Annotated in this window: 13 protein-coding genes; 5 read left to right on the top strand and 8 right to left on the bottom strand. The window is 65.3% G+C overall.

Going from position 1 to position 14,544, the window contains the following annotated elements:
- Window positions 1–48 precede the first annotated feature (48 nt).
- From ACYVD7_RS06535 to ACYVD7_RS06525, 3 genes are all read right to left on the bottom strand, one after another.
- Window positions 49–417 (bottom strand): DUF1428 domain-containing protein, encoded by a 369-nt coding sequence (locus ACYVD7_RS06535; protein ID WP_460760624.1) that lies wholly within the window; start codon window positions 415–417, stop codon window positions 49–51.
- Between the two features lie 177 nt (window positions 418–594).
- Window positions 595–1,242: a YceI family protein gene (locus tag ACYVD7_RS06530; RefSeq protein WP_460760621.1), complete on the bottom strand. Its 648-nt coding sequence runs from the start codon at window positions 1,240–1,242 to the stop codon at window positions 595–597.
- Window positions 1,243–1,369: 127 nt separating this feature from the next.
- Window positions 1,370–1,996, bottom strand: coding sequence for an HD domain-containing protein (locus ACYVD7_RS06525; RefSeq protein WP_460760618.1), 627 nt, complete (start codon window positions 1,994–1,996; stop codon window positions 1,370–1,372).
- A gap of 112 nt (window positions 1,997–2,108) precedes the next feature.
- Between ACYVD7_RS06525 and dbpA the strand changes: the two genes are divergently transcribed.
- Entirely contained in the window at window positions 2,109–3,500 is a 1,392-nt protein-coding gene (gene dbpA / locus ACYVD7_RS06520; RefSeq protein ID WP_460760615.1) for an ATP-dependent RNA helicase DbpA, read from the top strand.
- Window positions 3,497–4,006 carry a YaiI/YqxD family protein gene (locus ACYVD7_RS06515; protein ID WP_460760613.1) on the top strand — a complete coding sequence of 170 codons (510 nt, stop codon included), beginning with the start codon at window positions 3,497–3,499 and terminating at the stop codon, window positions 4,004–4,006. Before dbpA ends, ACYVD7_RS06515 begins: the two co-directional genes overlap by 4 nt.
- On the opposite strand, the gene ACYVD7_RS06510 is transcribed toward ACYVD7_RS06515, so the two are convergent.
- Both ACYVD7_RS06510 and ACYVD7_RS06505 read right to left on the bottom strand, forming a co-directional pair.
- The gene (locus ACYVD7_RS06510) at window positions 3,994–4,260 is read right to left on the bottom strand and encodes a DksA/TraR family C4-type zinc finger protein (protein WP_460760610.1); all 267 of its coding nucleotides are present in this window, start codon (window positions 4,258–4,260) and stop codon (window positions 3,994–3,996) included. The genes ACYVD7_RS06515 and ACYVD7_RS06510 overlap by 13 nt on opposite strands.
- Before the next feature lie 135 nt (window positions 4,261–4,395).
- Entirely contained in the window at window positions 4,396–5,982 is a 1,587-nt protein-coding gene (locus ACYVD7_RS06505; protein WP_460760608.1) for an FAD-binding protein, read from the bottom strand.
- A gap of 161 nt (window positions 5,983–6,143) precedes the next feature.
- Here ACYVD7_RS06505 and ACYVD7_RS06500 point away from each other — a divergent pair, with 161 nt between their 5' ends.
- Window positions 6,144–6,869, top strand: coding sequence for a DsbA family protein (locus ACYVD7_RS06500; RefSeq protein WP_460760605.1), 726 nt, complete (start codon window positions 6,144–6,146; stop codon window positions 6,867–6,869).
- A gap of 56 nt (window positions 6,870–6,925) precedes the next feature.
- On the opposite strand, the gene ACYVD7_RS06495 is transcribed toward ACYVD7_RS06500, so the two are convergent.
- Window positions 6,926–7,393, bottom strand: coding sequence for a hypothetical protein (locus tag ACYVD7_RS06495; protein WP_460760603.1), 468 nt, complete (start codon window positions 7,391–7,393; stop codon window positions 6,926–6,928).
- Between the two features lie 428 nt (window positions 7,394–7,821).
- Between ACYVD7_RS06495 and ACYVD7_RS06490 the strand changes: the two genes are divergently transcribed.
- Entirely contained in the window at window positions 7,822–8,646 is an 825-nt protein-coding gene (locus ACYVD7_RS06490) for a ferredoxin--NADP reductase (protein WP_460760600.1), read from the top strand.
- Window positions 8,647–8,923: 277 nt separating this feature from the next.
- Here ACYVD7_RS06490 and ACYVD7_RS06485 read toward each other — a convergent pair whose 3' ends face one another.
- The gene (locus tag ACYVD7_RS06485) at window positions 8,924–9,820 is read right to left on the bottom strand and encodes a LytTR family DNA-binding domain-containing protein (RefSeq protein ID WP_460760597.1); all 897 of its coding nucleotides are present in this window, start codon (window positions 9,818–9,820) and stop codon (window positions 8,924–8,926) included.
- 155 nt (window positions 9,821–9,975) lie between these two features.
- On the opposite strand from ACYVD7_RS06485, the gene ACYVD7_RS06480 reads away from it, so the two are divergent.
- Window positions 9,976–11,163 carry an acyltransferase family protein gene (locus ACYVD7_RS06480; RefSeq protein WP_460760595.1) on the top strand — a complete coding sequence of 396 codons (1,188 nt, stop codon included), beginning with the start codon at window positions 9,976–9,978 and terminating at the stop codon, window positions 11,161–11,163.
- A gap of 225 nt (window positions 11,164–11,388) precedes the next feature.
- On the opposite strand, the gene ACYVD7_RS06475 is transcribed toward ACYVD7_RS06480, so the two are convergent.
- On the bottom strand, window positions 11,389–14,310 hold the full coding sequence (locus ACYVD7_RS06475; protein WP_460760592.1) for a bifunctional diguanylate cyclase/phosphodiesterase: 2,922 nt from the start codon (window positions 14,308–14,310) through the stop codon (window positions 11,389–11,391).
- Window positions 14,311–14,544: the final 234 nt, after the last annotated feature.

The raw sequence follows: 14,544 nt of genomic DNA, 5'->3' as shown, positions 1-14,544 counted from the left end.
GACCGACGATGGGAAACTACTTGCAAATCAACGCCTTATGCTTGGCGACTACTCGGCAACGTACTCGACGACCGGTTTGAACCCGCCCCAGAACATCCGCATGCCGTCGAAGGGCAGGTTCTTGGGATCCGCCATGTCGGCCAGGCGCGGGTCGGCCATCACCTTCTTGTTGATCCGGTCGCGGTCGCGGCGCGTCTTGTAGACGATCCAGGAGAACATGACGACCTCGTCGTCCTTCAACTTCACCGCCTGCGGGAACGACGTGACCTTGCCGGGCTTGACGTCATCGGCGACGCACTCGCAGTAGTGCAGCGCGCCGTATTCGATCCAGATCTTGCCGGCCTTGCGGGCGAGTTTCTTGTAGGCGTCCAGTTGCGCGGCAGGAACCGGGAGCACGAATCCATCGACATAACTCATGGGGCAACCTCCAGTCAGTTGGGGGACACTGGTTGAAGCAACGGGTCAAACAACTTGTTGGCACAGTTGGGTGAAGCCGTCAGTTGAAGCAGTCGAGTCGAAGGTGAACCGGGCGGGAGCAGCGACGTCCTGCAGGTACGGCGGATATGCAGGTCGCCGACGCTCCCGACTTGCCCTTTACTTCTTCGCAGCGGACTTCTTCGTACCGGTCTTTGCTTCCTCAGGTAGAACGGCCTCCACCTGGATGCGCAAGGTCACGTTCATGTCGAAGCCCCAGTCCTTGCCCGCCGTGAGGCCAAATTCCTCACGATTGAACGTGGCGAGTGCGTCGGCGCCGCACCAGTCGCGCTTGTACATCGGGTGTGGCTTGCAGTTGAACGAATTGATCTTCAGCTCCATAGGACGCGTGACGCCGTGGAGCGTCAGTTCGCCGTTGACCTTGGTGGGGCGCCCGTCGACAAACCCGCCCAGCTCGCCCTTGTAGGTGGCTTTCGGGTTCTTCGCGGTATCGAAGAAGTCCTTGCCGCGCGCCCATTCGTCCAGCGCGTCCTGGCCGAAGTCGATGCTGTCCAGGTCGACGGTGATGTCGACCTTGCCCGTGCCCGCCTCGCGATCCAGCGTCACGCTGCCGCTGGACGTGTTCATCTTGCCGCGCCACAGCGACATGCCCATGTGGTCGGCTTCGAAGCTGGGATAGGTATGGCTGGGATCGATCTCGTAGGTGACGGCCTTCGCCGCGGCGGTTCCTGCGGGGGCCATGGCTGCAAGGGATATTGCTGCAAGCAACAGCGCCGAGCGGATCGTGGGGGAATGCGTGTGGGACATGCGGGCCTCCTTGTGATGTCCGGTGATGTTCCTTCGTGCAGGGTTTCATCGATGTGACGGGACTTGGCGGTTCACGGAAAAGTCCTGAACCATTCGTACTACAACGATGCCACCACCTGACTGCGTGTCACTGCTTGTGTGTCACCGCACGCCGCAGGTTGATCCTTGCCTGGCTGTCGAAGTTCGCATGCCCCCAGTCGCTGAGATAGATGCGTTCGCGACCCAGCAGCCCCTTCAGGAAGCGGCGCCGGTTGAGTTTGAACAGCCAAGCCGGCACGTGCCCGCGATACTCGGCGGCGATGCCGCGATCGTAGGCATCGAAGACCGCCGGCGACGCGGCCAGGATCGCCATATCGCAATCCAGGAACATCGCCGCTTCCCGGTCGACGTCGCCGGGCGTTAGCTGGCCGTGGCGCGCGGTGAGTTCGATCAGCTGCACGACGCGCTCGGCGTCGATGCCCAGTCCTGGCAACCAGCGCGCGATGTGCTCCACCGCCAACGCCGCCGAACGCGCTTCGTTGTCGCGTCGTCCAGCTTCGTAGATCGCATCGTGGTAGAGCACGGCCAGGCGCACTTCGGCCGGATGCTCCCAGCCGGGCCCGGCCGCGACCGCTTCGTAATGGCGCAGGACTTCCTCGACATGGTGGAAGTTGTGGTACGGCCGCGGCGGGGTCGCGTAGGCGGCTTCAAGCGCGGCCTGCTGTTCGGCGGGCAGGGTCGGTTGTGGAGTCGTTTGTGGATCCGATGCGCTCATCGACTGGGCCAAGACCTGCGGAATGCACCCAGCATAGCCAGCCTCCGGGGCGGGGCGAAGGCCGGCGCACCCCGCGAAACCCGGTGCCGGAGCCCAGCCCGTATCATGTCGCATGGCTGACCATCCCCTCGAATTCACCGACCTGCCGCTGAACCCGGCACTCTTCCAGGGCCTGGACGCCCTGGGCCACGTACAGATGACGCCGGTACAGGCGCAGAGCCTGCCCGCATTGATGGAAGGCCGCGACCTGATCGCACAGGCACCCACCGGCAGCGGCAAGACGGCCGCGTTCGGTCTGGCGCTGCTGCACCGGATCGACCCCGCGCAGATCCGCCTGCAGGCACTGGTGCTGTGCCCTACCCGCGAGCTCGCCGACCAGGTCAGCAAGCATGTGCGCAAGCTGGCGACCGGCATTCCCAACGTGAAGCTGCTGACGCTCACCGGCGGCGTCGCGCTGGCGCCGCAGCTGGCATCGCTGGCGCAGCACGCACCGCACGTGGTGGTCGGCACGCCCGGTCGCGTGCAGGAGCTGCTGCGGAAAAAGTCCCTGGACCTGCGCGACCTGCGCGTGCTGGTGCTGGACGAAGCCGATCGCATGCTCGACATGGGTTTCGAGGAATCCATCCGCGAGATCATCGGCAAGTCGCCCTCGAACCGGCAGACGCTACTGTTCTCGGCGACGTATCCGGATTCGATCCGCGCGATCGCCGGCAACGTGATGCGCAATCCGGTCGAAGTCACCGTGGAGGGCGCAGCGCAGCAGGCGACGATCGAGCAACGCTTCTTCGACGTCGATCCCGCGCAGAAGCCCGCCGCACTCGCCGGCCTGCTGCAGGAATACAAGCCGGAATCCACGGTGGTCTTCTGCAACATGCGTCGCGACACGGAGGAAGTCGTTTCCTCGCTCGCGCACCTGGGCTACTCGGCCCTGGCCCTGCATGGCGACATGGAGCAGCGCGACCGCGACGAAGTGTTGGTGCGTTTTTCCAATCGCAGCTGCAACGTGCTGGTCGCCAGCGACGTCGCCGCGCGCGGCCTGGACATCCATGACCTCGGCGCGGTGATCAACTACGACGTGCCCAATGACGCCGACACCTACGTCCACCGCATCGGCCGCACCGGCCGTGCCGGACGCAGCGGCGTGGCGTTGACCCTGTGCACGCCGCGCGAGCTGCCGCGTTCCACCGCACTGGTGCAGCAGATCGGCGCTTCCATCCGCTGGGAGCGACCGACGCTGGCCGAGCTGCGCCCGCGTTCAGCACCACCGGCGACCACGGTAACCCTGCGCATCGACGCCGGTCGTGGCGACAAGCTGCGACCGGGCGACATCGTCGGCGCGATCACCGGCGATGCCGGTGGCCTGCCAGCCGACGCCATCGGCAAGATTGACGTGTTCGCCACGCGCAGTTACGTCGCGATCCTGCGCAACCACGCCGACAAGGCGCTCAAGCGCCTGCAGGAAGGCAAGATCAAGGGTCGCAAGTTCCGCGTGCGACGGATATGAGCGACGCCGGAGCCGCGCAACCTGCCGGCCCGCAGATCTGGGTCGATGCCGATGCCTGCCCCGGCGTGATCAAGGACATCCTGTTCCGCGCCGCCGAGCGCGCGCAGATCGCAGTGACACTGGTAGCCAACCAGTGGCTGCGCACGCCGCCCTCGCGTTACATCCGCGCATTGCAGGTCACCGGAGGGTTCGACGTCGCCGACGACGAGATCGTCGAACGCGTGCAACACGGCGACCTGGTCGTTACCCAGGACATTCCGCTGGCGGCGCGCGTACTGGAGAAAGGCGCGATTGCGATCAATCCGCGCGGCGAGCGCTACACGCCCGACAACATGGCCGAACGCCTGTCGATGCGGAACTTCATGGAGGAGCTGCGCGGCGCCGGCGTGCAGACCGGCGGTCCCGCCGTATTCCATGCGCGCGACCGGCAGGCGTTTGCGAACCAGTTGGATCGCTGGATCGCGCAGCGGCGAATCCGAGGCGCGGTGCCGTATCAGCGCAGCTGACTATCCTTGCTGCCGTGGCGGTTGTAACCGCTGAAGGAAGATTGCTCGTCGTCGCGCGCCTGCTGGCAGGTGACGCACATGCGCACGCCCGGGATCGCCTTGCGTCGGGCCTCGGGAATCGGTGCATCGCATTCTTCGCAATGCGTCAGCCCGGGGCCTTGCGGCAGCTGGCTGCGGACGCGCTGGATGGCGTCCTTGATGGTGGCGTCGATCTGGTCCTGTACGGCGCCGTCGCCTGCCCAGCCAGTGGCCATGGGCGTCTCCGGAATTGCGGTTCGGGCGCCGAGCATACTCCCGTCGGCACCGGAAGCATGAAGGTGCGGCAACGCGGGGGTCGCACTCGCAAGTCCCGGGCATGAATCACGCCCGGGCACCGAAAAACCCGTCGCTCAGGCCACCTGCCGCTGTTCGATCCTGCCGGTGATGTAGCGCCCCGGCGCGACGACCCCATGCGGATCCAGAACACCCTTGATCCGGGCCAGCGTGACGCCATACGCGCTGTCGCTGTTGGCGTGGATCTCATCCATGAAGTCGATGCCGATGCGGTACGGCGGCATGCCCTGGCGGATGCCCTCGCGTACCAGCGCGCGATAGCACGCCTTGGCGCGCGCGGCGTGTTCTGCATCGTTCTTGCGGAACAGCAGCGGGATCGTGCCCGAATGCACGCGCGGCGAACGCGTCGTCACGGCGAGCAGCGGATCGAAGCCGTAGTCCTGCAGTACGCGCGACGTCCATTTGACGTAGCTCGCCAAACCGTCGGCGTGCATCGGCACCAGCGGCGCGAACCACAGGATCCCCTGCCCGTCCTTCGCCGGATGCCGTTCCGCCGACATCACCGGCCCGCTGCGATCCAGTGCGTATGCCATGCGCAGGAAGGCCACGATCGGACGGCCCTCGATGGTGCCCGCCGTGTTGACCAGCGCGCCGATGTTGCGGCGGATCGCCGGGAACCAGTTGGACGGCATCAGTTTGGCCAGCTGCGCGATGCGGCGGATCTGCGGAACGGAGAACGCCCACACACGCGCCATCGGCAGGCGGCGACGCAGGTCTTTCACCGCGCCGGAAACGAGCTTGCTCGATCCATACAGCGTGCCGACCGACGTCCATGCCGCTATCTGGCGTTCGCCTGCGAGCTGGGCCAGGTACCGCTCGCGCTCCTCGCCCTGGCGCGTGTCACCGAGAGGCGCATCCGCGTGCGTTGAGAGGATTCGCGGTGCGTTCATCGAGATGATGCCGCCGATGCCGGGAATTTCCTCGACCAGCCGCGAGAACTCCGCTTGGGCGGCAATGAAGTCCGCTTCGCTGCGCCATTCCATCACCAGCACGCGCGAGGCCTCCGGCGCACGCGCCAGTTGGATCGTCGCGCGCGTGACGATGCCCAGGTTGCCCTGGCGCAGCAGGCTCTGGAACGACGGCCCGAGTCCCGGCCGCCAGCCGCGCGCCATCGATTCACAGCCCATGTCCGCGAAACTGTGGCTGAAAGGCTCGCCATTGCCCCAAAGACCTTCGATGTCGGAGATCGCGTCGAAGTGATCCATGATCGGCGTCAGCCCGTAACCGCCATCGAGCGCATTGCCCAGCAGGCTGCCGTTCGGGCCCAGGCCCGTCGTCGGCACGAGGTACGGCAGGTTGTGTTCGTCCAGGAACGTCGCCAGGTCGCCCTGGGTGACGCCAGGCTCGATCGTGACCGAATGCGTTTCGGCACTGAAGCGGATGCCCTTCAACTGCGTCAGGTCCAGCACATGGCAATCGTGTTCGACCGGCAGCGACGTGCCGTAACCGAAATTGCGACCGCCGGAAATCGGCCACAACTTGAATCCCGAACGGTTGGCGCGTTGCACGATCGTCGCGACGGCATCCGCACGATTTACCAGGAAGGCACCTGCGAAGCGACGCGATGCCGCTCCGGTGTCGACGCCATAACGCATTGCCGCTTGCTCACGAGTCAACTCGACGAAACCAGCGTTGTCTTCCATGACGTACTCCTCAGAACTTGAAGGAGCGCGCATGTTATCGAGACATTGCTGCAATGCAACATACTTTCCGCGAATGAACTTACTACCCACGACATCTCGTATCAGTTCCGATGCACGACGGGATACAGTGCGCGCCTCGCTGCCCGCTCGAAGGAACGAACATGCCAACGCAAGCCGCATCGCAAACCGTCCTGCACTACATCTTTGATCCGTTCTGCGGCTGGTGTTATGCCGCCGCACCGCTGATCGAAGCCGCCGCCAGCATTCCTGGCATCACCGTCACGCTCCATGCCGGCGGCATGATGACCGGCGCCAATCGACGCAACGTCAGCCCGCAGTGGCGGGAATTCGTGTTGCCCCACGATCGACGGATCGCGCAGGCGAGCGGGCAGCCGTTTGGCGCCGCGTATTTCGACGGGTTGCTGCGGGATTCCAGCGTGCTGCTTGATTCCGAACCGCCGATCGCTGCGATCCTCGCGACGCAATCATTGGGTGGTCGTGGGCTGCAGATGCTGCATGCGATCCAGCATGCCCATTACGTCGACGGCCGCCACGTCGCGCGTGCGTCCGTCCTGCGTGAGCTGGCGATGGAAACCGGCATCGATGGCGATGCTTTCAGCGCGGCATTCGCCGGCGAATCGGGCGAGCGCGTGCATGCGCACATGACCACGTCGCGCCGGCTTCTGGCGGAAGTCGGCGGTCGCGGCTTCCCCACGATCGCCCTGCGCATGGGGTCACAACCACCGATGCTGGTGGATTCCAGCCCCTACCTGGGCGACGCGCAATCGTGGACGGAGCATCTCGCCAAGCGCGTTGCCAACGCAACGCCGCATCGGTCCGAGGCTGCCCAGATGGCCGTCTGCGGACCCGACACCTGCCAGGTCTGATAACAGAGTGTCGAGAAAAGACGGGATGGCGCCAACGACGCCATCCCGCGATGCGATCAGGGAACGCACACCTGGCCGGTGACCTGAGTATTGAACACGCCGTTAGCGGCGCGGCCACGCGAATACAGTTGCCCGGTCGCGCCGGCAAATTCGCCGGTACCGCCGACGATCTGCTGGTAGCCGGCAACGGCGCCACTCTGCGGTTGACCGGTGCCCACGTTGTACACGCCGGTCTCGCGCACCTTCAGCGTGCCCTTCGCGGTGGTGTATTCGAACGGCCCGGCGTAGCTGATGAAATCGGACGACGAGGCCGGACCCGCATTGGAGCCATCCAGCGCGAATTCGTTGACGCCGCTGAAGCCGTTACCCTTGAACTCGCCGATGAAGCACGTGCCGGCCAACGTGCAGCCATGGTCGGCATAGACCTCGACGACGTCGGCGTGGATGTTCCTGCATTCCTTGGCGTTGACGACCGGCGCGCAGGCGATGGCGACGACGGCGGCGATGATCCTTGTTGCATTCATGCTGGTGCTGCTCCCTGGTTGGATTTGGCGCGATCGCGCGCCGCGATGGCGTAACGATGCGACGCAACAGGAGCGAAGCAGCGATACGGTGAATTCCCGCTGCTGTCGCTGATCGCCGCCGGCGGGGCCGCGGAGTATGGACGCAAAAAATGTCGTCGTGACCATGTTGCGGCCGTGCATACAAAGCTCGCGACCATACTTCCCGAAGCCATTGTTTCTTCATCGAACTAAACAAATTGCGTGCCGAGTGGTTCTGCGTCCGGCTTGTTCATCCCGATGAGGTCGAGCACGCGGGATCGTTCCTTGCGGGCCGCGCGATGACCGACGCCAATACCGGCGCTACGTCGCGGCTCCGGAGAACGCGCCGACAAGGCGGATGGAACTCGGCCCCGTTACAATGCGCACCCCCACGCCACACCTGCCCCGCCATGTCATCCGCCTTCGGCACCGAGACCGTGCTGGATGTCCGTCACTGGACAGACGACTACTTCAGCTTCACCACCACGCGCGACGACGGCTTCCGTTTCGACAACGGGCAGTTCGTGATGATCGGGCTGCAGGTCCCTGCTGGTAACGGTGGGCAGGCCGACAGCGGCAGCAAGCCGCTGCTGCGCGCGTATTCCATCGCCAGCGCCAACTGGGAAGAACAGTTGGAGTTCTTCAGCATCAAGGTGCCCGACGGCCCGCTGACATCACGGCTGAAGGACATCAGGCCCGGCGATACCGTGCTGATCGGTCGCAAGCCCACAGGGACGCTGCTGATCTCCGACCTGCATGCCGGCCGCAACCTGTACCTGCTCGGTACCGGCACGGGCTTCGCACCATGGCTCGCCGTCATCAAGGATCCGGAAACCTACGAGCGCTTCGACAAGGTGATCGTGTGCCACGGCGTGCGCCACGCGCAGGACCTGGCCTATCGCGATTACATCGAGAACGAACTGCCGCGCCATGAATTCCTCGGCGAAGCGATTGCATCGAAGCTGCTCTACTACCCCGCCGTCACCCGGGAACCCTTCCTGCATCGCGGCCACGACCATCGCGGTCGCATGACCGACCTGATGGCGTCGGGGCAGATGATGGAACACCTCGGCATCGAACCGCTCGACGCTGCACATGACCGCGCGATGATCTGCGGCAGCCCGCAGATGCTGGCTGATTTCCGCATGCTGCTCGATGGCCGGGGCTTCACTGCTTCGCCGCGCATCGGTACGCCGGGGCAGTACGTGTTCGAGCGCGCTTTCGTCGAGAAGTGACCGCGCGGAGTCCTTCGACTCCGCTTCGCTACGCTCAGGATGAGCGGGAAGGGAGAAACACCGCTCATCCTGAGCGTAGTGGGCACAGCCCACGAAGTCGAAGGACGCTTCGCTCAAGATGAGCGGGAGAAGCACTTTCATCCATGCGGACACCAACTCATCCTGAGCGCTCGGGCACAGGCAGGCCTACGGCTCACCACCGCAGTAGGAATGCCAGAGGCGGACACCTCCGCCATGGGACGCGGCCGACCATGGCAATGGCGGGCCAAGGCCCGCCCTACGCCACCCGCCGCTCCGGCCGCAGCGCGTCGCGATACGTACGACTGCACGGGATCGACGTGCCATCGCGCATGGAGATCCGCGCATCGCCGGTATCCAGCGGGTCGATTTCGCCCACGCAATCCAGATTGACAATGTAGCTGCGGTGCACACGCACGAAGCGGGCGGGATCCAGCTGCGCCTCGATGGTCGCCATCGTCGTTCGCAGCGGGTAGTCGCGGCCGCGCACGTGCAGGTTGACGTAGTTGCCGGACGCCTGCAGCCATTCCACGTCGGCCGCGGCGATCAGGAATTCCTTGCCCAGCTTGCGCACCAGGAAGCGCTCGGGGCGTTCGATCGACTCGATCGGCGGCGCGTCATCCGGGGTGGCCAGCAGGCTGGCTTCGCCCTGCAGGCGGCGGATGAGCAGGCGATAGACCTCGATGAAGACGACCAGCCCGGCGTAGTGCCGGATGTCCTTCAGGTATTCATAGAAGAACACCGTCGGCCAATCATCGCCGCCGTAGTGGTCGCCCTGCATGGCATAAATGACCTTGCGCGCAGAAATCATCCCGACCACGTGCACCAGCGACCAGGCCACGCTGCCCAACGCCAGCATCGGGAGGTTGCGGCGCCAGGTGTCGAAGTGCAGCGAGTAGCGCCGGGTAAACCAGAGCGTCGCGGGGACCAGGGCCAGGGCGACCGTGTGGCTGGTCCACTCCCACACCACCGGCTCCCAGGCGGCGAAGTGCAGCCCGGTCCGACGGATGTCCATCAGGACGGTCACGCTGTTGGTGACCGCGCCAACCACATAGCTGACCAGCCAGAACCCCCACTCCACGGTGCGCCGCCACGGCTGGTAGCGATCCCAGAGGTTGGCGTCGGCGGCGTGGGGCTGGTCGATGCGGGGTTCCATCGGCGCATTGTCGCCCAGCGACACGACAGGGCGGGACCGGTTCGTCCCGTCGGCCCCACGCTTCGTCCCTGCACCCCGTCAATCAATCACTTGGCGATGGTCCATGCGATCCGCCAGGCGGAATTTCGCAGTCCAGCCCGCCACGGACCGCTGCCATGCAAGAACGCCGATACGACATAGACGCCCTGCGCGCCCTCGCCTTCGCCCTGCTGATCCTCTACCACTGGTGCATGTTGTACGTGGCCGGCGATGACTGGGGCTGGCACATCAAGAGCCCCCACCTGGCCGAATGGCTGCAGCTGCCGATGCTGGTGGTGAACCGCTGGCGGATGGACCTGATCTTCCTGATCTCGGGCCTGTCGGTGCATTTCCTGCTGCGCGGCGGCGATGGTTCGACCGGCCGTTTCATCGCCCAGCGCAGCTGGCGGCTCCTGCTGCCGCTGGTGTTCGGCTGCCTGGTGGTGGTGCCGATCCAGCCCTACGTGCAGGGCGTGTCGAACGGACTGGTGGAACCGGGCTACATCGACTTCCTGGTCCGCTACTTCGGCCACACGCAGCCATGGCCCGAAGGCGCCTTCGACGGCTGGGAACATGGCTTCACCTGGAACCATCTCTGGTACCTCATCTACCTGTGGTGCTACACGGTCGTCTTCGCCGTCGCGCTGCCGCTGCTGAAGCGGTTGCCCAATCCGTTGACGGGGCTTCGCGGCACCGCGCTCCTCACCGTGCCTGCGCTCCCGCTGCTGCTGTGGACGCTCACGCTGCAGCCGTTCTTCGAGGACACCGGCGACCTGATCCACGACTGGTACCGCCACGCGATCTATTTCACCGTGTTCCTTTACGGCTGGTGGCTGGGGACCGACGCGGGCGTGTGGGACGAGCTGGTGCGCCTGCGCCGCCGCGCTCTGTGCTCGGCACTGGTTCTGGTCACGATCTACCTGGCGATGGTGTTCGGCTTGGCGGACGACTCGCCCGAGTGGGTCATGCTGGTAGGTCGCACGGTGCGCAACTTCTACATCTGGATGGCGCTGTGCGCGATCCTCGGCTGGGGCAAGGCGCTGCTGAATCGCCGCTTCCGCTGGCTGCCGTGGGCGACGGAAGCGGTCTACCCGTGGTACGTGCTGCACCAGAGCCTGATCGTGGTGATCGCCTACTGGCTTCTGCCGCTGCGCCTGGGGGTGGTGGTCGAACCCGCACTGGTGCTGCTGGGCACCGTCGCCGGCTGCTGGCTGTTGTTCGAAGGCGTCCGCAGGGTGGACTGGCTGCGTCCCTGCTTCGGAATGAAGCGCAGGTCGCGCGTGGTGGTGGCTGGTGAACCTGAACCTGCGCCTGCACTGTCCTGACGGAACGTATCGCCGCCGCCTCTCTCTCTGACCTGGGGAGTGGCTGAATAATTTGCCGTCATCCCCGCGAAAGGCGGGAAGCGCTTCACAACAGCCGCAGGCTGGTCATCCAGCGACTTCAGGCCGTTGAAAGCTAAGACACTGGATCCCCGCCTTCGCGGGGATGACGAGCGGAGGCTCCCTGGCAGCGAGGGAGGCGGCGTTACTTCGCGGAGCCAGCGCGCTTCAATGCCGCCGCCGCACCCAGTCCACCGCGGGCCGGGCACGCGAGAACAGGAAGCCTTGCCCCAGCTCGCAGCCGATCTCGAGCAGCCACTGGCGCTGCTCCTCGGTCTCGATGCCCTCGGCGATGACTTCCATTCCCAACGTATTGGCCAGCGCCAGCACCGCGCGTACTACCGCGGTGCTGCCGCCGCGAGCATCGGGTTGCATCGCGCTGACGAAGGAACGATCGATCTTCAGCGAATGCAGCGGGAAGCGATGCAGGTAACTCAATGACGAATAGCCGGTGCCGAAGTCGTCCAGCGCCGCCAGCACGCCGCCGCAACGCAGGCGATCGAGCGTGTCGAAGACCTGGTCCGGATTCTCGACCAGCGCGTCCTCGGTGATCTCCACGCGCACGCATTCGGGCGCTATCCCGAACGAATCCAGCATGCCCAGCAGGTGCCCGGCCAGCGACGGCGAGCGGAAATGCCGCGGCGACACATTGATGGTCACGTATCCGCCGCCCACCTGCAGTGCCGGGATGTCGTGACAGGTGCTCTCGAACATCTGCCAGTCGATCTGCTCGACGCTGCCGCTGTCCTCGGCCACTTTCAGGAACTCGCCCGGCAGCAGCAGGCCGCGCCCCGGATGGCGCCAGCGCAGCAGCGCTTCGTAGCCGACCACGCTGCCATCGCGCAGGTTCACGATCGACTGGAAATGCGGCTCGAACTCCTCGCGCTGGATCGCGCGACGCAGGTCGCTCTCCAGGTCCAGCAGCTGCAATGCCTCCAGGTGCAGTCGCTCGTCGAAAATCTCGAAGCGGTGACGGCCGTGCGCCTTGGCGCGATACATGGCGACGTCGGCATCGCGCAGCAGTTCCTCAGGCTTGCGGTAACGCGCGTTGCCCAGCGCAATGCCGACGCTGGCCGAGGTGAACAATTCCTTGCCGGCGACGTGCATCGGCCTGCTCAGCGCTTCGATCGCACGCTGCGCGGTGTGACAGGCATCCTCCGGCACGCGGATGTCTTCCATCAGAAGCGCGAATTCGTCGCCACCCAGCCTGGCCACCACGTCGGAGGAACGCACGCATTCGGCCAATCGCTCGGCTGCCTGCTTGAGCACCTCGTCGCCGTACAGGTGGCCGACACTGTCGTTGATGACCTTGAAGCGATCAAGGTCGAGGAACAGCACCGCGAACCGGTGTTCCGGGTCGCGCTGCAGCCGCGACAACGCTCGTTCCAGTGCGCCATAGAGGTAAGTGCGGTTGGGCAAGCCAGTCAGCGAGTCGTGCAGCGTTTCGTGCACCAGCTGCTGCTCGGCACGCTCGCGCACGACGATCTGTTCGCGCAGTTCGTTGACGGCCGCGGCAAGTTCGTGGGTACGGTCCTTGACGCGGCTCTCAAGCTCCGTCTGCGCCTGCTTGCGTGCCAGCGCCGTCAGGATGTGCTGGGCGACATAGGCCAACAGCGCGCGATCCTCTTCGGAGTAGTGGACGGACGGATCGTAGCTCTGCACCACCACCACCCCGCGCACCACGCCTTCTGCCACCATCGGTACGCCGAGGAAGTCCTCCGCCGGCGTACCCAGTCCGATGCCACCGGGCACCGAGAGCACCGCTGCCACATCACGTGCGGGGCCCATTGCGGTGCGTCCATGCCGGATGAGCCCCAGCGTCAGGCTGTTGCGGAGTACTTCCGCGGGGATCTCTTCTTCCGGCTTGACCAGGCCGGAGTCCTTCTCGTCGGCATGGTAGGGAAACCGCAGCGTGTCAGTGTCGTTGTTATAGAGCGCGATGTAGAAGTTCTTCGCATACATCAGCTCATCGACAACGCCGTGGATGCGTTTAAGCATCTCGTACATCGCCAGCTCGCCACTGGCCAGGTCAGCAATGCTGTACAGCGCTGCCTGCAGCTTCTCGCCGCGCTTGCGCTCGCGCACTTCCTCGGTCAGTTCGCGCGTGCGTTCCTCCACGCGCAACTCCAGTTCGTTGTGCTCCTGCTTGCGCAGCAGCGCGGTGAGGATGTGCTGGGCGACGAAGGCAAGCAGGGTGCGGTCTTCCTCGGTGAAGCGCCCTGCCAGGTCGTAGCTCTGCACGACGATCGCGCCGCGCACCTGCCCTTCCGCGACCATCGGCACGCCCAGCCAATCTGCGCTGTCAGGGCCGTATTCGGCTTCATCGACCTGCTCCAGGCCGAACTCGTCACGCAGCCGCTGCGATGGCCCCATCGCGGAACGGCCCTGGCGGATCATCGCCAGCGTGAGGCTGTTGCGGATCTGCCCCGCGGGATATTCCTGGTCGGGATCGATCGGACGCGGATCCTTCTCGTCCGCGTAGTAGATGAAACGCACGCTGTCGTGCGCTGCGTTGTGCAGCGCGATGAAGAAGTTCCGCGCGTACATCAGCTCGTCAACGATCGCGTGGATGCGACGGAGCATGTCGGGCATGTCCAGATCGCCGCTGGCCAGGTCGGCGATGGCATACAAGGCGGACTGCAGCTTGGCCGTCTTCTCCAGGCGCTGGACCGCCAGGCGCTGTTCGATCAGTTCCACCACGCTGCTGAGGCGCGCGGCGGACAGCGCCATGAATTCGTGCCAGGCTGGCGGTTGCTGTTCGGGAATGCAAGCGCCATCCGGCCATTGCGCCACGAGCAGCACGCGATGCCCGGGATCCGGGCTACCGATGGATTGGGCGACCTTCTGCCAGCCGGGTTGTGAAGTCGACGCTTCCACGAGGCTCGCACCGCGTACGGATGCTTCGATCAACGCCCTTTCGACAGCCAGCGAACCGGTGTCAGGCCAGCTGCGCCAGGGAAACGGCGTGCCTTCCGCCGGACCCAGGCTCCAGACCAGGTGCGCGTCGCGGCCACCGAACTCCGATTCCACGCGCCCTGCGACCACAGCCGCGATTTCCTCGAGGCTGGCAGCGGAGAACAGCGCAGACACGAACCCGGCAGCCGATTCCGTCCTTGTCCCCGTCCCGGACGCATCACGCCGCTCCAGTTCCTGGGCGCGCGTGGCCATATTCAGCTTCAGTGTAGCGCCGCAGTACGCCGCCGTGTCCACGGTCGGGACCACCACCCATCGGGTGTACGTACCGTCTGGCCGGCACCAGCGAGGACACCGCCACGCTCGCCGGGACAGCCGACCGATGGGGTTTTCGATCCTGCCTGCGTTCGT

Source organism: Lysobacter fragariae (assembly GCF_054779775.1).
This window is presented reverse-complemented; position numbering and strand designations above follow the sequence as displayed.